Source organism: Bacteroides reticulotermitis JCM 10512 (genome assembly GCF_000517545.1).
GTDB lineage: Bacteria > Bacteroidota > Bacteroidia > Bacteroidales > Bacteroidaceae > Bacteroides > Bacteroides reticulotermitis.
Genome location: NZ_BAIV01000015.1, coordinates 91,747 through 115,658, shown reverse-complemented (window position 1 = coordinate 115,658; position 23,912 = coordinate 91,747). Strand labels below are relative to the sequence as shown.

The following is a 23,912-nucleotide window of genomic DNA, read 5'->3' as shown; positions in this document are numbered from 1 at the left end:
AACTCCTGGCGCCTTTTCAATTTACTGTTCAACTAACGCGCTGAAGAAGTACGTGAAACACGGAAACACACCAACTAAAGTAGAAGAATGCTTGCTTTAGGCAGCAGTGCATCCCACTTGGTACAGCCTAAAATCAGATCACAGGCAAAAGTATGGGCACTATACATAAATCTTCGTCGATCTATCTAAGAATAAGAGGAGGTTCATTACTTCCCTTAGCGGAAATTAGCATAAAACATAGAGAGTCAGAATGTAACAACACATGTTATCATAGTCACTTTTTATCGTAAACTACTGATTGATAATTTGATATATTGCGTCTACTTTTCTCATACTGATCTACTCAATACATAATACCGATTTCCAAAGGCTGTGTACTTGGCTAAATTCCCTTGGCAGATAGTAGTAAACAACTAGTTAAAGACATTTTTGCCCATTACATTTCCTGTTCCACAGTTGTGGAACAGCTGACTCACATATTGTGAAGCACGTGTCCCACATTATGTGGAACAGGCGTCGCACAATATGTGCAACAGGAAATAAAAGGGCATAAACATAGAGAAAGACTGCTTATATTTACGAATAGTTGCGCACAATACGGCTTAGGAAAAGACTTGTTTGGTGAATTGACAACTCTGTTTTTGGAGGAAGTAAGCAATAGCTATCGCTCATCAGAATAAAATGATCCAGAAAAAGAAGGCGCATTGCAATTAATTGATATACTGAATGATACACGAAAAAGTGATTTAGTCATAAGAGTGTTGTAACATTGTGCACAGTACTTCTATCAAGCCCTGAAAATGAAAATATAGACACAGAATAGCTATACGAGTATTGTACGGATTGCAAAAAGAGTCGAAATTTGAGTAGTACTCAGAAAGAATGAGGATACATCGGCTCCACACCTTTACAAGAGATCCCTAAAATCTCAGTCTTTTTTTTCTAAAAATAGAATCGGATTCCCAAATCTTTTCAGATTCATCCTCCATCTTTGCTGTATGAAATAAATAATAGTATAAACTGAATTTTAAAAAATAACGATTATGAAAAAGTTGATGTTAGTATTGGTATCCCTATTTACCCTGCAGACAGTAGCAATGGCTGATAATGATAAACCAATTCAAGTAGGCCAGATGCCACAACAAGCTCAGATTTTCATCAAAAAGCACTTTGCCAATAATAAAGTCGCCCTAGCCAAGATGGAAAATGATTTCTTTAATAAAAGCTATGAAGTGATTTTTACGGATGGCAATAAGGTGGAGTTTGACAAAAAGGGAAATTGGACAGAGATTGATTGCAAACATGGGGTCGTTCCCACAGCTGCAATTCCCGAAAACATTCAAAAGTATGTGACTACACATTATCCGGATGTGAAAATCCTGAAGCTGGAACGTGATAAGAAAGAGTACGAAGTAAAACTCTCAAATCGTCTCGAATTAAAGTTTGACTCCAAATTTAACTTAATTCACATCGACCATTAATCGGCATAGCACACGCTTTTCCCTTTTTGCCTGATCGATCGAGATAGTCACTCATCGACTCGGAAAAAGGGTTCTGCCCAGTCACATTCTAAACAGTATCAACCCGTGTAGAGTTAGATACTGTTTCGTATCAGTCTCTCAGACAATAATTGAAAAGCTTCAGAATTCAAGTATAAAACCTGACTTCTGAAGCTTTTCTAATTTATACGGCATAAAGAGAGGGAGGCTGAGAAGTACCTATCGTTCTCTTTTTATTTTAGATTGCGCTTCCTCCGAATTTACTTCTTTTACAGTGGAAATAGTATCTTGCGGCTCTTTTTCGGTTGCTGTCTTTTCGAGTTTTCGCTTATTACGCATCTTCCAGTTATTCCAGAATAAGAGCTCATTCCATTTATCGAAGTCTTTCTTATACATAATCCCTATACCCTGAGTCGTTAAGTTGGTCTTCGTATAATAGCGGTCGTTAGTCTCGTTATACGCCTTCAAGCGAATATCTCCGGTACGAGTGATAAGCCACTCCGCTTCAAAGTCGCCTACAAAGTTTGTGTTTGCCATCGGATTATCCCGATAGCCAAAGTTGCCATTAATAAGCAATCGGTTATTTAGCAGCTGCCCGGACAAGATCCCTTCCACTTCCACGTCAGTCCACCCCTTGTCACCTGTGCTTAAATTAGTGCCTATATTCCAGTTATTATTGTCGAACACCTGTGACAGAGCATTATTCAGCTGTCCAGATAGGGTAGAAGACAGAACCGAAGACATAACATTGGAGTTTTGATTATTATTCCGGTCCTCGGTATAGAACTTACCAATTCCCAACAAATAAAGTATTTGCATATTCATTTGCTCATCCGTGCTAATATAGTTTCGCACCAATGACTGAATCTCATCCCGCTCGTTGGGTAGTTCTATTCCCAACTTGATGGTAGGCCGAAGCAGAATTCCACTTAGATTCATCATACAATTTACACGCACATTAGGCTGCTGCACAATTGTCATGGCGTCAGGAATCAAGTCGTTCAAAGACGCAGAGTTAACCGTATAAGAAGCCTGAATATCCAAGTTAGCATCCAAGGGAGCACCGTTGAATGTGATGTTACTACCGTCTTTGATTACAAAGTCCTTACGAATGACTTCTTGCAAGCTAAACTTATACACTCCCTGGCTAATCCGATAATTACCGAACATCTTCACATCCCCTTTGTTATAAAATTCCGTGCGGATATTGCCCGATCCTTTGCCACTAATATAATCTCCGGCAATGGGGTCCATAATAATGCGCATAGTTGCGTCGGGAGTAGCATCTACCAGAATGTTTAACCGAATATCAGTTTGATGCTCTTCCTCCACAACTTGCTTCTTTTGCTGCATTTCTTCGTAGTAGGACACAAATTGAATTGAATCATGCAGCATACGTCGGGGAGTCTTATCCACAAATTTGATAAACTGATTGCTCGCAGCCGATGCGACACTACCATTGATATAAGTGAAAGTCGTATTACGATTTGTAGTCATAGCGACGTTTACATCCAAACCCTGAACTGCATTTCCGGTCAACATGGCATTTCCGGTACCATATACGGTCCCATAGAAAGGCACAGATGTGATTTCTTTCGTATTCATCACCAACATATTATTAGCTTGCACTTCAAATCGATAGTTCATATTCTTAAAATGCTCATAACGCAAGTAGCCATCCAGTGTACCTGTATGCCCTTCCATGTCAGCGATACGTATTTTCTTAAAGTCTAATCCATTTGGCGAAAGATGTATGGTGTCATTAACAGCAAACCGTGTGTTGAGAATATCAAAGTGCATAGAAGCATCTGTCATAACAGCGCCATCAAGGTTTAAGCCTTTAAATTTCCCATAGAAATGCACCTTACCTGTTCCACGCCCACGAATGTCAGTTGCTATTGACTTCATATAGTGTTCCAGGAATTTTAGATTCAAGTCAGTTGCATCAATATTCAAATCAAGCCCGCTCTCCGGCTTCAAAGGCTGGATAATACCTGTAACATGACTAAGCGTTGCGGCTCGATCTTTGATATAGGCGTCAAGAGTGATACTTCGGTTTTCATTATCCCAGCCTCCAATGACATCCAGATCGCCCAAACGCCCTTGATTCAGGGTGAAGTTCTTCACAAGCAAATGAGCATTCATCACCGGTTTCTTTAATACTCCACTGGCACATACGGTTCCGGTAGCATCTCCTTCAAAATTTACATCGTCAGAAATGTTCGCTATATCAAATACATAACCGATATTTATATCTTTCAGGTCCACTTTTATCGAGTCCTGCGGGTGCTCGGATAGCCGTCCGTCAATACGTACATACCGATCGCGGTGACTAAAATAGAAATTATTCACACTTACCTTACCTGAATCGACAACTACTTGCGAAGGATGTATCTGCCACAATGTATCATTCAATATCACATTCGTTGGTTTTACATCAACCACGGCTTTAAGTGGCGACTTCTCTCCTTCGGTATGCAAGAACTGCGCCACAGCACTCAACTGCCCACTATAGGTCGATACAGCATTGTTTCCCCAGTTTAAAGTAGCGGTTACATTATCATTCTTAGCCTGCGCTTCCAATGCCAAATTAACAGCTCCATTTTTCTTCAGGTTTGTTAGACGAACTTTGGCATGAATATGATCCTTGGTGTTTTCACACAAAAACATACCCGATTCAATAAAGTTACTCTTATATTGCAATCGTGGGAAGTATCCTTCTACATACAAACGTTGCAAAACATCATTGAAAGATCCTTTAATCGTTGAATGAGAATAAACGGTCAGTGGAATATCGAATATGGTGGATAAGATATCTGTGTTATAGATATGTATATCAAACTGAAAATTATTATCTGTTTTTATCTCTTTTTTGGGAACGGGCAACAAAGAAGGTATGTACTTCCGCATAATGTTGGTAACACTTACCGGCAGCGTGTGGTACTTAAAATTGCCTTCTACATCGGCCGTTAAAAACTCAGAAACAAGTTTCAGCTTATTCTTTTTATCCTCCTGAATAGCTTGAATATTCATATTCTTCATGAAGTATTCTTTATCCGGAGCTGTATATAATAGACTGTCAACATTGATTTCTCCAATCATCTGATCGATGGAGCCCCCGGTAAAGTTGGCTCTTAACTTGAGCGAGAATTCAGCATCTTTAAAGTTAGAAGTCAAATTCAACTCATGTGGCCGAACTTTATCTACTACAGCAGAAAAGTTGAAAGTCGGAGTTTTCGCCACCATATTAATATCACCATTCAGATAAATTGAGCCGCTAGGGTCATTCAACGCTATCTGTCCGTTAAATCCGCCGGCTTTATACGCTCCGTCCAGCGTGATGTTTTCATACTTATGCTTACTGTATTCCAACGAAGCGATTAATCCTTTAGTTCTACTATCGGGCGTTGATTATTATAATGCTTTCCGTTCACATCTAAATTTAGCGTAATCTCGCCTAGCAGATCGTTCCCCAGAAGCTTACCCAACTGAAAACTCTCTGTCTCGACGCCTCCGGAGTATGCGAAAAGGCCCTTTTGCTTATTCGATGTTAACTTTAAGTCCGTGTTAACCGTACCTAAACTGGTCCGTAGCTGTCCATAAGTTACCAAATCCGCAAAATACCCGGATATTTCTCCCTTAAATGCAATGTCTCCCAAACGTAAAAGCATCGGAGGAACTCCATTATAATTACTACTAATATTGCGCACTAGAAAGCCTACACTGCGACTATTGGCTGAAAATTCCGATAGATTGCCATAAATATAAGCATCCTCAGGGTGTGATAAGTCTTGAAAAGTAGCATCACCACGAAGTCGGAACTGTTGATCCTCGGCGGTTATTTCCAAGCGCGGACAAGACAACTGATTGAGCGTACCTTCTACCTTTATGTCGAGCGTTATGGGTTCCTTAAAATGCGATAGGGCTGGCACAAAGGGAGCTATGTCTTTCAACGTAATCTGAGAGGGAAGCGTGTGAAAAGAAAAATGAACCTGATCAGCAAAATTGTTGAATGCGCCCAGACTATCATATTTCAAATGAATCGTATCCATCTTTAGTGAAGTCTCAGGCAATTCAATCGCAAAATTCTCAATCTTCATCTGCCTGTCATTGGCCAACAGTTTCAAACTCAATTTCTTTAAAGAGAAGCCCGACATCTTCTCATCAGCACTCAGCCTTTTGATTGCGATATTTACCGAGTCCTTTTGCAAAGCTTTCAGCGACAGATTAGCTATTATATTCTGCATCAGAATATGCTTTGCATTAAACTTGCCCGGTGTCTCTTTCTCCGATAGCACGTGATAAGAGAGTCGGCCGCGTCGTATCAACACCGAATTAATACGCAGATCAAGATCACTTTCATCTTTCTTTATTGTGTCTTTAGAGGCAAACGCGTCTAAAACAAACTTAAAATTAGGAGGGGAGTCCGGAGTTTGCTTATTCAAACTGATATTGAAGCCGAAGAGTTGCACATTGCTAATTGAAACTTTACCTTTGAATAGGGGGATAAAATCAAATTTAGCCGAAAGGCGGGTTACCTTCAGCATCTCCTTACCACTTTGGTCGTCAAGCAACACATCATCAATGATAATTCGATTTAAGAAACCAATATTAATTCGTCCAATAGTTAATTTAGAATTCAAGACCTGCGACAGTTCGTCTGCCACAAACACACTCAAAGCCTGCTGAATACTTGGTATATTCAGCAAAATAATAGCCCCGATATACACTCCAAGTATAATCCCAACTATCCAACGTACAGTTCTTTTCAGCGTTCTGATATGCAATAACTTTTATTTCGAGAACAAAAATATAAAATAGTTCGTTATGAATCGTAGTTTTATCATTACTTTTGTACCGTTTAAATAGTTTAATGACTTATGAGTGTAATTATTTTAGGAATTGAGTCATCTTGTGATGATACATCTGCTGCTGTTATCAAGGATGGTTACCTGCTATCCAATGTCGTATCTAGTCAAGCGGTCCATGAAGCTTATGGCGGAGTAGTACCCGAATTAGCATCCAGAGCACATCAACAGAATATAGTTCCCGTAGTGCATGAAGCTCTTAAAAAGGCAGGAGTGACTAAAGAAGAATTAAGTGCGGTAGCTTTTACGCGGGGGCCTGGCTTGATGGGATCTTTGTTGGTGGGTGTTTCCTTTGCAAAGGGCTTCGCCCGTTCGCTTGACATTCCAATGATTGACGTTAATCACCTAACAGGTCACGTTTTAGCTCATTTTATTAAAGCTGAAGGAGAAGAGAATAAGCAACCCGAATATCCTTTTCTATGCCTATTGGTATCAGGAGGAAATTCGCAAATTATACTGGTAAAATCCTATAATGACATGGAGATTCTGGGGCAAACAATTGATGATGCCGCCGGAGAAGCCATAGATAAATGCTCTAAAGTAATGGGACTCGGCTATCCGGGCGGACCAATTATTGATAAATTAGCCCGTCAGGGAAACCCGAAGGCTTACACATTTAGTAAACCGCACATCGCAGGCCTGGATTATAGTTTCAGCGGACTAAAAACTTCTTTTTTATATTCTCTGCGCGACTGGCTGAAAGAAGACCCCGACTTTATCGAACATCATAAAGTCGATTTAGCTGCGTCACTCGAAGCTACAGTTGTGGATATCCTTATGGATAAGCTCCGTAAAGCAGCCAAAGAATATAAGATTAAAGAAATAGCTGTTGCCGGAGGAGTCTCTGCCAATAACGGATTACGCAATTCGTTTAGAGAACATGCGGAAAAATACGGATGGAATGTTTTTATTCCGAAATTTAGCTATACTACTGATAATGCAGCAATGATAGCGATTACCGGTTATCTCAAGTATTTAGATAAAGATTTCTGCTCGATCGATCTACCGGCCTATTCTCGTGTTACTTTATAGCGTTTTTCGATCCTTAGTTGAATTATTAATGGATTAAATTAATTATAGATATGTTTGCTGAGATTATCACCATAGGTGACGAATTACTAATCGGACAAGTCATTGATACCAACTCAGCATGGATGGGGCAAGAGTTGAATAAGATAGGAATTGAAGTACTTCGGATCGTTTCAATTCGTGATCGGGAAGAAGAAATTCTGGAAGCAATCGACAATGCGATCAATAGAGTAAGCATTGTTTTGCTGACGGGAGGATTAGGGCCTACCAAAGATGACATAACCAAAACGACTCTCTGCAAATACTTTCATACAGAATTAGTCTTTAGTGAAAACGTGTTTGAGAATATCAAGCAGTTGCTAGCCGGCAAAATTCCAATGAACGCTTTGAATAAGAGCCAAGCAATGGTCCCCAGAGACTGCCTTGTTATTAACAATCCGGTAGGGAGTGCTCCTGTCAGCTGGTTTGAAAGAGGGGATAAAGTGCTTGTATCAATGCCAGGCGTACCTTTGGAAATGCAAACTGTAATGAAAGAATCAGTACTTCCTAGGTTACATCAACGATTTCATTCCGATGTCATTATACATCAGACATTCATGGTACAGCATTATCCGGAATCTGTACTTGCTGAAAAGCTCGAATCGTGGGAAAGTTCCTTGCCGGAGTGCCTTAAATTGGCCTATTTACCCAAATCGGGTATTATCCGCCTACGCCTAACTGGACGTGGAAAAGATAAGAATAGCCTAGAGAGCACCTTGAATTGCGAAAAAGAAAAATTAGAAAACCTACTGGGCGCAGATATTCTAACCGAAGAGGATATTCCATTGGAAATCATGGTAGGTGAACTATTGAAAAGAAAGAAATTAACCGTATCCACCGCAGAAAGTTGCACCGGAGGAAACATTGCCACCCGATTAACTTCTATAGCGGGAAGCTCGGAGTATTTTAAGGGTAGTGTAGTTGCATACGATAATACTATTAAAGTAAGCCTTCTCAATGTCTCTCCTGCAACGCTAGAATTGCATGGTGCTGTAAGTGAAGATACTGTAATAGAAATGGTGAAAGGTGCGATGAATGCGTTGAAAACTGATTGCGCAGTAGCTACATCTGGAATAGCCGGCCCGGGAGGAGGGACTCCTGATAAACCCGTTGGGACTGTTTGGATTGCAGCTGGTTATAAAAACGAAATTCTAACTTATAAGCAAGAAACCAATCATGGACGAATGCTTAATATTGAAAAAGCTGTAAATAATGCCTTTCTATTGCTCAGGGAGCTAATAAAATAAGGAAAAATTGTGGTTTTAAGCGAATTATTTATAGAAATTCTTGTTTTATTTGGATAAAAGTGCTTACTTTGCGTCCTGTTTGAAAGAAGTATAGATATAAAACTATAAAAACAAGATAGAAATGTCGAAGATTTGTCAAATTACCGGAAAGAGAGCCATGATTGGCAACAATGTATCACACTCAAAAAGAAGAACCAAAAGAACCTTTGATGTGAACTTGTTTAACAAAAAGTTCTACTATGTAGAGCAAGATTGTTGGATCAGCCTTAGCATTAGCGCTAACGGCCTGCGCGTTATCAACAAAAAAGGACTGGACGCTGCTCTGATTGAAGCAGTATCTAAAGGTTATTGTGATTGGAAAAACATTAAAGTAATCGGCTAAACTAGAGGAGAGAACTTACAATGGGAAAAAAAGCTAAAGGCAATAGAGTGCAAGTGATTCTGGAATGTACAGAACACAAAGATAGTGGAATGCCGGGAACATCTCGTTATATCACAACTAAGAACAGAAAGAATACAACTGAAAGAATTGAGTTGAAGAAATACAACCCAATCTTGAAGAAAGTAACAGTACATAAAGAAATTAAATAAAAGAAGTATAATCCATGGCAAAGAAAACAGTAGCAAGTTTGCACGAAGGTTCTAAAGAAGGTCGTGCTTATACCAAGGTTATCAAAATGGTTAAATCTCCAAAAACAGGAGCTTACACTTTTGACGAACACATGGTTCCGAATGAAAAAGTACAAGACTTTTTCAAAAAATAATTGAAGTAGCACATTTGCTATAAAATATAGAATCCCCTCATTGAGCAATAATGAGGGGATTTTTTTTGCTCTTTTTCTTACTTTTCCAATCCTTTATTATATCTTTGTAGCATAATGTGTCATACAAAGAATTGTAAATATGGGATTTTTTAGTTTTTTTTCCAAGGAAAAGAAGGAAACATTAGATAAAGGATTATCTAAGACCAAAGAAAGCGTATTTAGCAAAATCGCTCGTGCAATAGCTGGTAAATCCAGAGTTGACGATGAAGTGCTAGATAATCTGGAAGAAGTACTGATTACTTCAGATGTAGGTGTAGAGACTACTCTCAACATCATTAAACGTATAGAAAAACGAGCATCTTCCGAGAAATATGTGAATACCCAAGAATTGAACCTGATTCTACGTGAAGAGATAGCTGCTTTACTGACGGAGAACAATTCTGATGATGTGGCAGACTTTGACATGCCTATTGAAAAGAAACCATATGTTATCATGGTTGTAGGGGTAAACGGAGTAGGGAAGACCACCACGATTGGGAAGTTAGCTTATCAATTCAAAAAAACAGGAAAGTCCGTATATCTGGGAGCTGCAGATACCTTCCGTGCTGCTGCTGTAGAGCAACTGATGATTTGGGGTGAGAGAGTAGGCGTACCGGTTGTAAAACAAAAGATGGGCGCTGATCCAGCATCTGTTGCGTTTGACACATTAAGCTCCGCTGTTGCAAACCATGCGGATGTAGTAATCATCGATACTGCCGGCCGCTTGCACAATAAAGTCGGCTTGATGAATGAATTAACCAAAATTAAAAATGTGATGAAAAAAGTAGTACCCGACGCTCCCAACGAAGTGTTGCTGGTACTCGATGGCTCAACCGGGCAAAACGCTTTTGAGCAAGCTAAACAATTTACGCTTGCAACCGAAGTTTCGGCAATGGCAATAACTAAACTAGATGGTACAGCAAAAGGTGGAGTCGTTATTGGAATATCAGATCAATTTAAAATACCGGTAAAATATATTGGTTTAGGAGAAGGAATGGAAGACTTACAAGTTTTCCGCAAAAATGAATTTGTTGATTCCTTGTTTGGAGAAAATGCATGAAAAGAAAAACAATTGATATAATCACCCTAGGGTGTTCTAAAAACTTGGTTGATTCCGAACAATTGATACGTCAGCTGAAAGAATCAGGATACGACGTTACCCACGACTCGGAAACTCCCAAAGGAGACATTGCAGTAATTAACACATGTGGCTTTATTGGTGACGCAAAAGAAGAATCCATTAATATGATTCTTGAGTTTGCGCAAGCCAAGGAAGAGGGAAGTTTGGAAAAGCTCTTTGTAATGGGATGCCTCTCCGAACGCTACCTTAAAGAGTTGGCAGTTGAGATACCGCAAGTAGATAAGTTTTATGGCAAATTTAACTGGAAAGAACTATTAAAAGATTTAGGAAAATCATATGATCAGCGGTTACAACTTGAAAGGACATTAACAACTCCGCAACATTATGCATACCTTAAAATTTCAGAAGGGTGCGACCGCAAATGCTCTTATTGTGCTATCCCCATAATTACGGGACGCCATATATCCAAACCCATTGAAGAAATCATTGATGAAGTAAAATACTTGGTATCACAAGGCGTCAAAGAGTTCCAAGTAATTGCTCAAGAATTAACATACTATGGAGTGGATCTCTATAAAAAGCAGATGCTTCCAGAGTTAATTGAACGTATTTCTGATGTACCTGGCGTAGAATGGATACGCCTTCATTACGCATATCCGGCTCATTTCCCAACGGATTTATTCCGGGTTATGCGCGAAAGAGATAATGTCTGCAACTACATGGACATCGCTTTACAGCACATTAGTGACAATATGTTGGAACAGATGCAGCGTCATGTGAGCAAAGAAGATACTTATCGACTCATTGAGCAGTTCCGCAAGGAAGTACCGGGCATACATTTGCGTACAACGCTAATGGTGGGACACCCAGGCGAAACTGAAGAAGACTTTGAAGAATTGAAAGACTTTGTGCGCAAGACTCGTTTTGATCGAATGGGAGCGTTCACCTACTCCGAAGAAGAAGGTACGTATGCTGCTAAGCATTACGAAGATTCAATTCCACAAGAAATCAAACAAGCCCGTTTGGATGAGCTTATGGATATTCAGCAAGGTATTTCTGCCGAATTAAGTGCAGCTAAAATTGCCAAGCAGTTTAAAGTAATCATCGATCGCATAGAAGGAGATTACTATATTGGAAGAACCGAGTTTGATTCTCCGGAAGTAGATCCGGAAGTACTAATTAAACATACAGATTCTCCATTAGTAATCGGTAATTTCTATCAGATTGAAGTAACAGATGCAGACGAGTTTGACATATATGGAAAGGTTATAAAAAGCTATGAATAATAAGGAGTTTACATCTGAACTGTCGAATCGATTGGGATATACCATTAAGGATACTTCCGAATTAATTAATTCTTTGCTGTCTTCTATGACACAAGAATTAGAAGAAGGGAATATCATTACTATACAAGGGTTTGGCTCCTTCGAAGTAAAAAAGAAGATAGAGCGCATCTCAATTAATCCAACAAGCAAACAGCGAATGCTGATTCCTCCTAAGCTTGTGCCAACTTACCGGCCGAGTAATACACTAAAGGATAAGTTCAAATAAATATTTCTATTATGAATGAAAGATTAACAATTCAAAACCTCATCGATTTATTAGCATCCAAATACGGCATGAGCAAGAAGGATGCTGAAGCGTTCGTCAAGGAGTTTTTCCTATTGATAGAGCAGGCTCTCGAAAATGAAAGCTATGTGAAGATAAAAGGATTGGGAACTTTCAAACTGATAGACGTTGATAGTCGGGAAAGCGTAAATGTAAATACAGGTGAACGTTTTCAAATACAAGGGCACACCAAAGTCTCTTTCACTCCGGACGGTAGCTTAAAAGACGCAATTAATAAGCCTTTTGCACATTTTGAAACCGTTCTTTTAAATGAGAAGACTTTGCTGGATGATACGCAAACCGAAGAGCCAGAAGGAGAAGACATTCTTGAAGAGGAGATACCTGAAGTAGATAGTGTAAATGAAGAAGAGACCTCTCCAGAAGTTGAATCGAACATAAATTCAGCGTATAACGAACCGGCTCTAATTTCTACTCCCATGGAAATAGAACCTGTACTTGAAGAGACTGTACATCCAGCTGAGGAAGCAGCAGCAATTGTCTATGATAATCAACCAATAAGCACACCTCAGGAGGATATCCAAGTTACAGCAGAAGAAATCATTGCCAAAGAACTTGAAAAGGTTAATTCTAAAAAAGAATCTTCGGAAATTTACTCATCTTCAAATAGTAAGAAGAAAGGGGAGGCTCCTAAAGAGAAGTCATCATCCATATATCTTATAATCATAATACTAACAACATTATTAATATGTGGAGGGGCTGTGCTTTTTATTTATTACCCGGATCTATTTTCTTCCTCAGTTGATAAAAACAAGATAGATATGCCTATTGCAAATCCAGTACAAGAGACGCCATTACTAATTGATACATTAGAAAATAATCAAGACACAGTTGGCGAAACGCTGCCTGAAGTTCCTGAAAAAGTAACTTCTCCGTCTGTATCTAAAGAAGAACAGCAAGTTAGCGCTACTCCCAAAGCTGAAACTAAAACAAAAGCTGACCCCGTTTATCAGGATTCGGCAACATACACTATATCTGGGACCAAAACCACACATACCATTAAAGCAGGGGAGACATTGACTAAAGTATCATTACATTTCTATGGTACAAAAGCGCTGTGGCCCTATATTGTAAAACACAACCCAGGGGTAATTAAAAACCCAGATAACGTTCCATATGGAACTACGATTAAGATCCCGGAGCTAAGCAAACAATAATCGAATCATATTCACATTTCACCCAGTTTATACAACCTTGTATGACTGGGTGAAATGTTATGTAAATACAAAAGCGTATGAAAGTAGCTTAATCTAAAGATTCCACATAGTTTTTTAATAAAATTTAGTTGTAATGGTTAATTAAATAGCGTACTTTTGGGAGCAAAATAGAAAGCTTATCAATATCAAGGCTTCAATTTATTACTGGTAATTAAATAATAAAATATTAAGTATTTATGGCTGAATCAATTGATATCCGCGAGTTAAATGAGCGGATTGAAAGACAAAGTGCTTTCGTTACCAACCTTACAACAGGTATGGACCAAGTTATCGTTGGTCAGAAACATCTGATTGAATCACTACTCATTGGATTGCTTTCTGATGGACATGTTTTATTGGAAGGTGTACCTGGATTGGCAAAAACATTAGCAATTAAAACACTCGCCTCACTTATTGATGCAAAGTACAGTCGCATTCAGTTTACACCTGACTTATTGCCTGCCGACGTTATCGGTACAATGGTATATAGCCAGAAAGATGAAACTTTTAAAGTGCAAAAAGGACCTGTATTTGCTAATTTCGTTTTGGCTGATGAAATCAATCGTGCTCCGGCTAAAGTTCAAAGTGCGCTATTGGAAGCAATGCAAGAACGCCAGGTTACGATTGGAAAAGAAACTTTTATTTTACCGGAACCTTTCTTAGTGCTAGCTACCCAAAATCCGATTGAGCAAGAAGGAACTTATCCACTTCCTGAAGCACAAGTTGACCGTTTTATGCTTAAGGTAGTAATAAACTATCCTAAACTGGAAGAAGAGAAACTAATCATCCGCCAAAATATTAATGGAGATAAATTTAATGTCAAGCCTATTTTAAAAGCGGATGAAATTATGGAAGCACGTAAAGTCGTGCGTCAGGTGTATTTAGATGAAAAGATAGAACGCTATATCGTAGATATTGTATTTGCTACCCGTTTCCCTGAAAAATATGACTTGAAAGAACTCAAGGAAATGATTCAATTCGGAGGTTCACCGCGTGCCTCTATCAATTTGGCGTTAGCCGCCCGTACATATGCATTCATTAAACGTCGTGGTTATGTAATTCCTGAAGATGTACGTACTGTTGCTCACGATGTGCTTCGCCACCGTATTGGCTTAACCTACGAAGCAGAAGCAAACAATATGACTTCAGACGAAATTATCAGCAAAATTCTAAATAAAGTTGAAGTGCCCTAATTTTCTGGCATAGATATTATTATAATGGAAACAAGTGAAATATTAAGAAAAGTTCGCCAGATTGAAATAAAGACACGAGGATTGTCCAATAATATTTTTGCAGGGCAATATCATACGGCTTTTAAAGGAAGAGGTATGTCCTTTTCCGAGGTACGTGAATATCAATTTGGTGATGATATTCGTGACATTGATTGGAATGTTACTGCACGCTTCAATAAACCATATATAAAGGTCTTTGAAGAAGAACGGGAACTAACAGTCATGTTGTTGGTAGATGTTTCCGGTAGTTTAGAGTTTGGTACTGTTAAGCAGCTTAAAAAAGACATGGTTACGGAGATTGCCGCTACATTGGCATTTTCTGCAATTCAGAATAATGATAAAATTGGAGTTATCTTCTTCTCAAATCAGATAGAAAAGTTTATTCCTCCTAAAAAAGGACGCAAACATATTCTCTACATTATTCGGGAGCTAATTGATTTTAAGCCTGAAAGTAAGCGTACTAACATTCGACTGGCTTTGGAATATCTAACAAATGTAATGAAAAGGCGTTGTACAGCTTTCATTTTATCAGACTTCATCGATCAGGAAAGTTTTAAAAATGCGCTGACGATAGCTAATCGTAAACATGATGTAGTTGCATTACAAGTGTATGATAGGAGAGTTAGCGAATTGCCTCCGGTAGTTGATGAGAATTAAAGATGCTGAAACCGAACACGAACAATGGATCGATACCTCCTCAAAAGCAGTGCGAAAAGCGCATCATGACTGGTGGATACAAAAACAAACAGAATTGGGCGATACATTTACAAAAAGTAATGTAGATTCGGTTTCTGTAAGAACCGACCAAGATTATGTAAAAGCATTGTTGAATTTATTTGCAAAACGGAATTAAAATGAATAAAAATATTATTCTACTAATATTAGTATGGTTATTGTCTGCCGTAAACGTTGCTGCGCAATCGGTTACAGTAGAGGCAAGAATCGATTCGTTACAAATTCTGATCGGGCAGCAGGCAAAGATTCAATTACAAGTTGCAATGGACGCTAAACAACGAGCTATCTTCCCAACTTATGTTGATACATTAGTTAGCGGCGTTGAACTTATAGAAACATCCAAACCTGATTCTCAATTTCTAAACGATCACCAGCGGATATTGATCACTCAGGAATATACTGTAACCTCTTTCGATTCTGCTTTATACTATTTGCCACCTATGTCTATTACCGTCGATGGTAAAATATATAAGTCAAAAGCGCTTGCACTCAAAGTGTATTCTATTCCGGTAGATACTTTACACCCTGATCAGTTCTTTGGGCAAAAGGCTATAATGAAAGCCCCGTTTGCTTGGGAAGATTGGTATGGACTGATTGCATGTTCATTCCTAGCATTGCCTTTTCTAGGTATATTGATTTATTTGATTATGCGAATACGAGATAATAAACCTATCATACGTAAAGTTAAAATCGAACCGAAATTACCGCCACATCAGGCTGCAATGAAGGAGATAGAGAGAATGAAAGGTGAGAAAGTCTGGCAAAAAGAAAATCCGAAGGAGTATTATACTCAACTAACGGATGTTATTCGTAATTATATTAAAGACCGCTTTGGTTTTAATGCGTTAGAAATGACATCTACAGAAATCATTAGTGAACTGCTAGATATCAAGAATAAAGAAGATATATCTGAACTGAATTATCTATTCCAGACTGCTGACTTAGTGAAATTTGCTAAACATGATCCGCAAATGAACGAAAATGATGCAAATCTTATCAATGCTATTGACTTCATCAATGAAACCAAGCAGGTGGAAGAGGTGAATCAAAAACCGCAACCTACGGAAATTACGATTATTGAAAAACGTTCGTTACGCACAAAAGTATTGCTGATTTGTGGAATTGTCTTTCTTTCTACTGCTCTGCTAGCTACATTTATCTATATAGGAATGCAACTTTATGAGCTCTTTGCGTAATTGAATAGTCATTTATTAAATTGTAAATAAAATGGTATTTGCTAATATTGAATATTTATTTCTATTAATACTACTTATACCCTATATAGTATGGTATATATTAAAGCGTAAGAGAGCTGATGCTACCCTTCAAATCTCTGATGCAAGAGTATATGCACATACTCCAAAAAGTTATAAGAATTACATGCTACATGTACCATTTATACTACGCATCATTGCTTTAGTATTGGTTATTGTAGTACTTGCACGTCCACAAACCACAAATAAGTGGCAGAACAGCGAGATCGAAGGAATTGATATAATGCTAGCTATTGACGTATCTACTAGTATGCTGGCCGAAGACTTAAAGCCTAACCGATTAGAAGCGGCTAAAGATGTAGCAGCCGAATTTATAAACGGACGGCCGAATGATAATATTGGCATAACGCTTTTTGCCGGTGAAACCTTTACGCAATGCCCGTTAACAGTAGATCATGCTGTATTATTGGATATGATTCACAATATTAAATGTGGACTTATTGAAGATGGTACCGCAGTTGGTATGGGAGTTGCCAATGCAGTTACCCGACTAAAAGATAGCAAGGCTAAGTCTAAAGTTATTATCCTACTAACCGATGGGACCAATAATAAAGGAGACATCTCTCCATTGACCGCTGCTGAAATAGCTAAAAGTTTTGGCATCCGGGTATATACAATTGGTGTAGGGACAAATGGTATGGCTCCTTATCCTTACCCTGTAGGAAATACTGTGCAATATATCAATTTGCCTGTGGAAATTGACGAAAAAACATTGACTCAAATTGCAGGAACTACAGACGGAAACTATTTTCGAGCAACTAGTAATTCTAAGCTAAAAGAGGTTTATGAGGAAATAGATAAACTGGAAAAAACAAAACTCAATGTCAAAGAATACAGTAAACGGGATGAAGAGTACCAATGGTTTGCTCTTGCTGCTTTTCTCTGTATTTTATTGGAAGTGTTATTACGTAACTCCATACTTAAAAAGATACCTTAAACAGGCTTAATCTTTTATTGGTTGAAAAGTGTAATATATAAAAAAGAAATAAGATGTTTCGATTTGAAGAACCTACATATTTATACTTATTGTTGCTATTACCTATAATAGCAGCTTTCTATCTTTTATCTAATTATAGGAGAAGGAAAGCAATCCGTAGTTTTGGAGATCCGACACTACTTGCACAATTGATGCCCGATGTCTCTAAATATCGACCGGATATAAAATTTTGGATTATTTTTGCGGCCATAGCGTTGTTTACGGTTTTATTAGCTCGCCCGCAATTCGGTTCTAAGCTTGAAACAGTTAAGCGTAAGGGAGTAGAAGTCATCATAGCATTGGATATCTCAAATTCAATGCTCGCACAAGATGTCCAACCAAGTCGCTTAGAAAAATCTAAAAGACTTGTTTCACGATTAGTAGATGAGCTTGATAATGATAAAGTAGGCTTGATTGTATTTGCCGGTGATGCTTTCACTCAGCTGCCTATTACCAGTGATTATATCTCTGCCAAAATGTTTCTTGAGTCTATATCTCCTTCGCTTATTTCAAAACAAGGAACCGCTATTGGCCAAGCTATAGGTTTGGCAACTCGCAGTTTTACTCCGCAAGAAGGGGTGGGGCGCTCTATTATCGTAATCACTGATGGTGAAAATCATGAAGGAGGGGCAGTAGAAGCCGCAAAAGATGCTGCCGGGAAAGCTATTCAGGTAAGTGTTTTAGGAGTAGGTATGCCTGATGGTGCCCCAATTCCTATTGAAGGTAGCAATGATTATCGACGTGATCGCGAAGGTAACGTAATTGTAACCCGACTTGATGAAGGAATGTGCCAGGAAATAGCTAAAGAGGGAAAAGGTATTTATGTGCGTGTAGACAATACAAACTCAGCTCAAAAAGCAATTAGCCAAGAAATAAGCAAAATGTCTAAAGCTGATGTTGAATCGAAGGTCTATACAGAGTACAATGAACAATTTCAAGCAATAGCTTGGATCATTTTAGTATTATTATTGATCGAAATGTTGATTTTAGAACGGAAGAATCCGCTATTTAGAAACATTCATCTCTTTTCAAATAAAAAATAACCATGTATATATCAAGCTGTAAATATATTCTGTCGGCTATCTTATTAATCTTTACAATTAATGTAGCCGCCCAAAAAGCAGAGAGAGACTATATTCGTAAAGGCAATCGGCTCTTTAACGATAGCACCTTTGTAGAAGCAGAAGTAAACTATCGCAAGGCTTTGGAAGTTAATCCAAAGTCAACTGTATCGATGTATAATCTTGGAAACACGCTTTCGCAACAACAAAAGTTTAAAGAAGCTATGGAACAATATGTTGCTGCAAGTAATATTGAGAAGGATAAGCCAAACAAGCTCATATTTACCACAATATGGGAGTGCTTTTTCAGGCGGCTAAAGATTATGCTAAAGCGGTAGAAGCTTATAAGATGTCTCTACGAAATAATCCTGCTGATCATGAAACTCGATATAATCTGGCTCTTGCACAAAAGCTATTAAAAGATCAACAGCAACAACAAAGACCAAAACCAAGATAAAGATCAAAAGCAGGATAAAAAAGACGATCCAAATAAGGACAAACAAAACGAACAACAGAAAGACAACAAGAAAGAAGAACAACAACCACCCAAACCTGAAAAGAAAGACAATCAGATGTCTAAAGAAAATGCTGAGCAATTACTTAATTCTGTAATGCAAGATGAAAAAGATACGCAGGACAAAGTGAAAAAGCAACAGAGAGTAATACAAGGCGGACGTTTGGAAAAAGACTGGTAAATATTAGAATAGTAGATGATAAAAATTCAAGCAATGAGAAAACTGATTGTTTTATTGATAGGATTGATAGCAATAAGCACCTACGCATTTGCCGATAAGGTGACATTTACTGCATCTGCACCCGATGCAGTTGTAACAGGCGATCAATTCAGATTATCTTATACAATAACAACACAGAAAGTGAAAGACTTTCGAGCCCCATCTATCAAGGGCTTTGATGTGTTGATGGGCCCTAGTCGTTCACAACAAAGTAGTACACAAATAATCAATGGAAACGTATCTTCAGCTAGTAGCATAACGTTTACTTATATCTTAATGGCAAATGCTACCGGCGAGTTTACTATTCCTGGAGCCTCAATTATAGCCGATGGTAACCAAATGGTATCTAACTCCGTAAGGGTGAAGGTTTTGCCACAAGATCAATCAAGTGGACAAAGTAGCTCTGATGGTTCGTCGTCTAACCGAGCTTCATCAGGCAATAATACGTCTTCCCAGGATTTGTTTGTCACAGCAACAGCTAGCAAGACATCCGTCTATGAACAAGAAGCCTTTGTCTTGACGTACAAGATTTATACGAGAGAGCATGACATGCAATTAAACAATGCTAAATTGCCCGATTTTAAAGGTTTTCATTCTCAAGAAATAGAGATGTCGAATAATGCCAAATGGACTCCAGAGCATTATAAAGGACGTAATTATTACAGTACTATCTACCGGCAGTTTGTACTTTTCCCTCAACAGTCGGGCAAATTATTTATAGACCCGGCACAGTTTGAACTTACTGTAAGAAAGGCTGTTCAAAACGCAGATCCATTCGATGCGTTTTTCAATGGAGGAAGCAACGTTGTTGAAGCTAAAAAGAATATTTCGACTCCTAAAATTGCCATAAATGTTAATGCACTTCCTGCTGGTAAACCAGCTGATTTTTCGGGTGGTGTCGGAGAATTCAACATTACTTCTTCCATTAATAATAAAGACTTAAAGACAAACGATGCCTTAACTATAAAACTGGCGATATCTGGTACCGGAAACTTAAAGCTGATTTCTAATCCGACAATTAAATTTCCAGAAGACTTTGAAGTTTATGATCCCAAAGTTGATAATCAAGTCAGACTTACCCGAGAGGGATTATCTGGGAATAAAGTTATTGAATATTTAGCGATTCCCCGGCATGCCGGTACTTTCAAAATACCAGGAATTTCATTTAGTTATTTTGATATTCGCTCCAAATCCTACAAAACCTTAAAAACTGAAGAGTATGTAGTAAACATAGAAAAGGGAGCTGGCAATGCTGATCAAGTTATTGCTAACTTTACCAATAAAGAAGATCTGAAAGTCCTGGGTGAAGATATCAGATTCATTAAACAGGGAGATGTCCAAGTAGCACCTAAGGGAAGTTTCTTCTATAGTTCAATTGGCTATTGGTTACTCTATATTATACCGGCTATTGCTTTTGTTATTTTCTTCATTGTATACCGCAAGCAGGCCGCAGCTAATGCTAATGTTGCGAAAGTACGTACTAAAAAGGCTAACAAAGTAGCGATTAAGCGCATGAAACTAGCTGGAAAATTACTTTCTGAGAATAAAAAAGAATCTTTCTATGATGAAGTTTTAAAAGCTCTGTGGGGGTATATTAGTGACAAACTGAACATACCGGTTTCTCGTTTGACCAAAGATAATATTGAAGAAAAGCTTATTAAGCATGGCGTAGATGAAGAGTTGATCCGTGACTTCCTAAACGCTTTGAACGAATGTGAATTTGCTCGTTTTGCTCCTGGGGATGAGAACCAAGCTATGGACAAAGTCTATTCATCTTCCATTGAAGTAATAAGTAAAATGGAAAATTCGATAAAACATTAAAAAGAGAGAAATATAGTGTTATGAAAAAAATATTATGCCTCATATTCAGTTTAATAATATCAGCTACTAGCTTCGGGCAAGATTCTCTGGCTATCAGCACAACAGCAGATTCTACTCACACTAATTCGCATGCTGCATTTTCTAATACCAAATTAGAAAATGCGACAAAAATAGATGGTGATTCTGCGTATATGAAAAACGATTATATATCTGCCATTGAAGTATATGAAACCATACTTAAAAAAGGAGAAGCAGCAGATCTTTACTATAATTTAGGAAATTGCTACTATAAGACAGATAACATAGCCAAAGCAATACTTAATTATGAACGTGCATTGCTTTTGCAGCCTGGTAATAGTGATATTCGAGCTAACCTTGAAGTTGCATATTCCAAAACTATTGATAAAGTTGAACCTGTTCCAGATATTTTCTTTATATCTTGGATAAAGTCTCTTATAAATAGCATGAGTGTAGATGGGTGGGCTGCTTGTGGCATTGTCTCTTTCATCTTATTGATTGTTGCTTTATACCTCTTCATCTTTTCAAAGCAAATAGTACTTAAAAAAACAGGCTTTATTTTAGGAGTTATTTTATTAATCATAACGATATCCTCCAATCTATTTGCATCTCAGCAAAAGAAGCGTCTCATTGAGCGAGATTTAGCAATAGTCATGGCTCCAAGCATAACCGTACGTAGTACCCCGAGTGATAGTGGAACAAGCCTATTTGTTTTACACGAAGGAAGAAAAGTTACGATCAAAGACAATTCGATGAAAGAATGGAAGGAAATTCGATTAGAAGATGGTAAAGTAGGATGGGTATCTGCAGAAGCCATTGAAGCCATATAAACTGTTAATACATTTTATAGATAAAAGGAAAAAAGATAAGCAAATAATTTGTTTTATCTTTTTTTTGCTTAAGTTTATAGCGTGATAAAATTCACATAGTATTAACCATTAAATTTATGAGACATGAGAACAATAACATTTAATGAGCTTCGTAAGATTAAAGATTCATTGCCCAGCGGTAGCATGCATAGAATAGCAGATGAACTTGGATTACACGTAGATACAGTGCGAAACTTTTTCGGAGGCCATAATTTCAAGGAGGGAAAAAGTGTTGGAATACATCTCGAGCCTGGTCCTGATGGAGGTCTAGTGATGATAGATGATACAACCGTTCTCGACCGGGCTCTAAAAATTTTGAATGATATAAATATGAGTATACAAAAGGAACAGGCTACCGAACCTGCGCAAATTTAAGATATAATGACCAGATCCCAATTGCTACAATACAATTGGGATTTATTATTTATTTCTCTAATATTATTAAAAGTTCTTGGCTATATGGAAGATAAATTAGTTACTTTGGCTATTCTGACTTATACAAAAGCTCAGATATTGAAGAATGTTCTTGAAAATGAAGGAATAGAAGCACACATTCATAATGTAAATCAAATTCAGCCTGTAATTTCTTCAGGCGTTCGTGTGCGCATTAAAGAGAGCGATTTACCTTGCGCCCTTAAAATAACAGAAAGTTCCGCTTGGTTATCTGAAGGAATAGTAGGGGAGAAGACCCCTGAAGTGAAGAGTACCACTAAGAAAATATTAATTCCGGTAGACTTTTCAAACTATTCAATGAAGGCGTGTGAGTTTGGGTTCAATTTAGCTAAAGAAGACGACTCTGAAGTGCTACTGTTACACGTATACTTTACGCCTTTGTATACATCTTCGTTGCCATATGGTGATGTATTCAATTATCAGATAAATGATGAAGAATCGACCAAAACAATTATCAAGAAAGTCCATGCTGACTTAAATACATTATCGAACAGTATAAACGAAAAAATAAAATCGAAGGAATTACCAAACGTCAAATACTCGTGTATATTACGCGAAGGAATTCCCGAAGAAGAAATCCTACGATATGCCAAGGAACAGCGCCCCAAAGTTATAATAATGGGTACACGTGGGAAAAATCAGAAAGATATTGACTTGATAGGTAGTGTTACTGCTGAAGTTATCGACCGCAGTCGTACCACTGTATTGGCAATTCCGGAGAATACACCATTTAAGCAATTTGGCGAAGTTCGAAAAATTGCTTTTCTAACAAACTTTGATCAAAGAGACTTAATAGCTTTTGAAGTTTTTTTCGAAGCTTGGAAAGCTTTCCATTTTTCAGTGTCATTAATCCATCTTACCGAACTAAAGGATAAGTGGAACGAAATAAAGCTAGCTGGTATTAAGGAATACTTTAGTAGACAATATCCCGGATTAGAAATTCATCATGATGTAGTAATGAGTGATAACTTGCTTAAGGGACTTGACAAATACATAAATGATAACCAAATTGATGTTATTACTTTAACTTCATACAAGAGAAATATCTTTGCTCGTTTATTCAATCCTGGAATTGCTCGCAAAATGATATTTCATTCAGATACTCCTTTATTGGTGATAAAAGACTAGTTAGAGTTTTTGAGACTAGAAAAGAGTAGATTTGCATCTATTCGAATGACAGAAGAATAGGGATTACTTTTTGTTTTTGGAATAAGATATTAAACATAATATCAATTATAGTTGCATTCTACATTTATTAGCCTGCCTTAGTATTTGGGACTCAATCCATATTACCAACAACTATAGCACATAATTTTATTATTATTTTCTTTCTCATATCAAAACTGATACA

At 37.9% G+C, this 23,912-nt stretch carries 18 protein-coding genes and 3 pseudogenes; 20 read left to right on the top strand and 1 reads right to left on the bottom strand.

Annotated elements, in window-relative coordinates:
* The first annotated feature begins 1,043 nt into the window (after positions 1–1,043).
* A complete protein-coding gene (locus JCM10512_RS10785; RefSeq protein ID WP_044162929.1) occupies positions 1,044–1,481 on the top strand; it encodes a PepSY-like domain-containing protein in 438 nt (145 codons plus the stop codon).
* Positions 1,482–1,718: 237 nt separating this feature from the next.
* On the opposite strand, the pseudogene JCM10512_RS10780 reads toward JCM10512_RS10785, so the two are convergent.
* A pseudogene (locus JCM10512_RS10780) lies at positions 1,719–6,178 on the bottom strand (translocation/assembly module TamB domain-containing protein).
* A 201-nt stretch (positions 6,179–6,379) separates the two neighbouring features.
* Here JCM10512_RS10780 and tsaD point away from each other — a divergent pair.
* The 19 genes and pseudogenes from tsaD to JCM10512_RS10690 all read left to right on the top strand — a co-directional run bounded on the left by tsaD (position 6,380) and on the right by JCM10512_RS10690 (position 23,689).
* A complete protein-coding gene (tsaD, locus tag JCM10512_RS10775; RefSeq protein ID WP_044162926.1) occupies positions 6,380–7,399 on the top strand; it encodes a tRNA (adenosine(37)-N6)-threonylcarbamoyltransferase complex transferase subunit TsaD in 1,020 nt (339 codons plus the stop codon).
* Between the two features lie 50 nt (positions 7,400–7,449).
* Positions 7,450–8,682, top strand: coding sequence for a CinA family nicotinamide mononucleotide deamidase-related protein (locus JCM10512_RS10770; RefSeq protein WP_044162924.1), 1,233 nt, complete (start codon positions 7,450–7,452; stop codon positions 8,680–8,682).
* Between the two features lie 121 nt (positions 8,683–8,803).
* Complete coding sequence (gene rpmB / locus JCM10512_RS10765) at positions 8,804–9,064, top strand: 50S ribosomal protein L28 (RefSeq protein WP_044162922.1); 261 nt, start codon at positions 8,804–8,806, stop codon at positions 9,062–9,064.
* Between the two features lie 20 nt (positions 9,065–9,084).
* Positions 9,085–9,273 (top strand): 50S ribosomal protein L33, encoded by a 189-nt coding sequence (gene rpmG, locus JCM10512_RS10760; RefSeq protein ID WP_044162920.1) that lies wholly within the window; start codon positions 9,085–9,087, stop codon positions 9,271–9,273.
* 14 nt (positions 9,274–9,287) lie between these two features.
* Positions 9,288–9,446 (top strand): DUF4295 domain-containing protein, encoded by a 159-nt coding sequence (locus JCM10512_RS22000; RefSeq protein ID WP_081741286.1) that lies wholly within the window; start codon positions 9,288–9,290, stop codon positions 9,444–9,446.
* A gap of 139 nt (positions 9,447–9,585) precedes the next feature.
* Entirely contained in the window at positions 9,586–10,545 is a 960-nt protein-coding gene (gene ftsY / locus JCM10512_RS10755; protein ID WP_044162918.1) for a signal recognition particle-docking protein FtsY, read from the top strand.
* Positions 10,542–11,852, top strand: a complete 1,311-nt coding sequence (gene rimO / locus JCM10512_RS10750) for a 30S ribosomal protein S12 methylthiotransferase RimO (RefSeq protein WP_044162916.1) — start codon at positions 10,542–10,544, stop codon at positions 11,850–11,852. The genes ftsY and rimO overlap by 4 nt, the downstream gene beginning before the upstream one ends.
* Positions 11,845–12,117: an HU family DNA-binding protein gene (locus JCM10512_RS10745; protein ID WP_044162914.1), complete on the top strand. Its 273-nt coding sequence runs from the start codon at positions 11,845–11,847 to the stop codon at positions 12,115–12,117. Before rimO ends, JCM10512_RS10745 begins: the two co-directional genes overlap by 8 nt.
* An 11-nt stretch (positions 12,118–12,128) precedes the next feature.
* Entirely contained in the window at positions 12,129–13,349 is a 1,221-nt protein-coding gene (locus JCM10512_RS10740) for an HU family DNA-binding protein (protein ID WP_044162912.1), read from the top strand.
* Between the two features lie 236 nt (positions 13,350–13,585).
* Positions 13,586–14,581 (top strand): AAA family ATPase, encoded by a 996-nt coding sequence (locus JCM10512_RS10735; protein WP_044162910.1) that lies wholly within the window; start codon positions 13,586–13,588, stop codon positions 14,579–14,581.
* A 24-nt stretch (positions 14,582–14,605) separates the two neighbouring features.
* Positions 14,606–15,473: pseudogene (locus tag JCM10512_RS10730) on the top strand (DUF58 domain-containing protein).
* A 1-nt stretch (position 15,474) separates the two neighbouring features.
* The gene (locus JCM10512_RS10725; protein WP_044162908.1) at positions 15,475–16,551 is read left to right on the top strand and encodes a BatD family protein; all 1,077 of its coding nucleotides are present in this window, start codon (positions 15,475–15,477) and stop codon (positions 16,549–16,551) included.
* 31 nt (positions 16,552–16,582) lie between these two features.
* Complete coding sequence (locus tag JCM10512_RS10720; protein ID WP_044162905.1) at positions 16,583–17,566, top strand: vWA domain-containing protein; 984 nt, start codon at positions 16,583–16,585, stop codon at positions 17,564–17,566.
* Between the two features lie 53 nt (positions 17,567–17,619).
* Positions 17,620–18,648, top strand: coding sequence for a VWA domain-containing protein (locus JCM10512_RS10715; protein WP_044162903.1), 1,029 nt, complete (start codon positions 17,620–17,622; stop codon positions 18,646–18,648).
* A 2-nt stretch (positions 18,649–18,650) separates the two neighbouring features.
* Positions 18,651–19,361 (top strand): annotated as a pseudogene (locus tag JCM10512_RS10710) (tetratricopeptide repeat protein).
* A 33-nt stretch (positions 19,362–19,394) separates the two neighbouring features.
* Positions 19,395–21,221, top strand: a complete 1,827-nt coding sequence (locus JCM10512_RS10705) for a BatD family protein (protein ID WP_044162962.1) — start codon at positions 19,395–19,397, stop codon at positions 21,219–21,221.
* Between the two features lie 20 nt (positions 21,222–21,241).
* Complete coding sequence (locus JCM10512_RS10700) at positions 21,242–22,069, top strand: tetratricopeptide repeat protein (RefSeq protein ID WP_044162900.1); 828 nt, start codon at positions 21,242–21,244, stop codon at positions 22,067–22,069.
* A gap of 123 nt (positions 22,070–22,192) precedes the next feature.
* Positions 22,193–22,483, top strand: coding sequence for a hypothetical protein (locus JCM10512_RS10695; protein WP_044162898.1), 291 nt, complete (start codon positions 22,193–22,195; stop codon positions 22,481–22,483).
* 84 nt (positions 22,484–22,567) lie between these two features.
* The gene (locus JCM10512_RS10690; RefSeq protein WP_044162960.1) at positions 22,568–23,689 is read left to right on the top strand and encodes a universal stress protein; all 1,122 of its coding nucleotides are present in this window, start codon (positions 22,568–22,570) and stop codon (positions 23,687–23,689) included.
* Positions 23,690–23,912: the final 223 nt, after the last annotated feature.

Bases quoted from the DNA above. Each gene is read 5' to 3' on its own strand.
- JCM10512_RS10785 (WP_044162929.1), top strand. From the start codon at position 1,044: ATGAAAAAGTTGATGTTAGTATTGGTATCCCTATTTACCCTGCAGACA.
- tsaD (WP_044162926.1), top strand. From the start codon at position 6,380: ATGAGTGTAATTATTTTAGGAATTGAGTCATCTTGTGATGATACATCT.
- JCM10512_RS10770 (WP_044162924.1), top strand. From the start codon at position 7,450: ATGTTTGCTGAGATTATCACCATAGGTGACGAATTACTAATCGGACAA.
- rpmB (WP_044162922.1), top strand. From the start codon at position 8,804: ATGTCGAAGATTTGTCAAATTACCGGAAAGAGAGCCATGATTGGCAAC.
- rpmG (WP_044162920.1), top strand. From the start codon at position 9,085: ATGGGAAAAAAAGCTAAAGGCAATAGAGTGCAAGTGATTCTGGAATGT.
- JCM10512_RS22000 (WP_081741286.1), top strand. From the start codon at position 9,288: ATGGCAAAGAAAACAGTAGCAAGTTTGCACGAAGGTTCTAAAGAAGGT.
- ftsY (WP_044162918.1), top strand. From the start codon at position 9,586: ATGGGATTTTTTAGTTTTTTTTCCAAGGAAAAGAAGGAAACATTAGAT.
- rimO (WP_044162916.1), top strand. From the start codon at position 10,542: ATGAAAAGAAAAACAATTGATATAATCACCCTAGGGTGTTCTAAAAAC.
- JCM10512_RS10745 (WP_044162914.1), top strand. From the start codon at position 11,845: ATGAATAATAAGGAGTTTACATCTGAACTGTCGAATCGATTGGGATAT.
- JCM10512_RS10740 (WP_044162912.1), top strand. From the start codon at position 12,129: ATGAATGAAAGATTAACAATTCAAAACCTCATCGATTTATTAGCATCC.
- JCM10512_RS10735 (WP_044162910.1), top strand. From the start codon at position 13,586: ATGGCTGAATCAATTGATATCCGCGAGTTAAATGAGCGGATTGAAAGA.
- JCM10512_RS10725 (WP_044162908.1), top strand. From the start codon at position 15,475: ATGAATAAAAATATTATTCTACTAATATTAGTATGGTTATTGTCTGCC.
- JCM10512_RS10720 (WP_044162905.1), top strand. From the start codon at position 16,583: ATGGTATTTGCTAATATTGAATATTTATTTCTATTAATACTACTTATA.
- JCM10512_RS10715 (WP_044162903.1), top strand. From the start codon at position 17,620: ATGTTTCGATTTGAAGAACCTACATATTTATACTTATTGTTGCTATTA.
- JCM10512_RS10705 (WP_044162962.1), top strand. From the start codon at position 19,395: ATGAGAAAACTGATTGTTTTATTGATAGGATTGATAGCAATAAGCACC.
- JCM10512_RS10700 (WP_044162900.1), top strand. From the start codon at position 21,242: ATGAAAAAAATATTATGCCTCATATTCAGTTTAATAATATCAGCTACT.
- JCM10512_RS10695 (WP_044162898.1), top strand. From the start codon at position 22,193: ATGAGAACAATAACATTTAATGAGCTTCGTAAGATTAAAGATTCATTG.
- JCM10512_RS10690 (WP_044162960.1), top strand. From the start codon at position 22,568: ATGGAAGATAAATTAGTTACTTTGGCTATTCTGACTTATACAAAAGCT.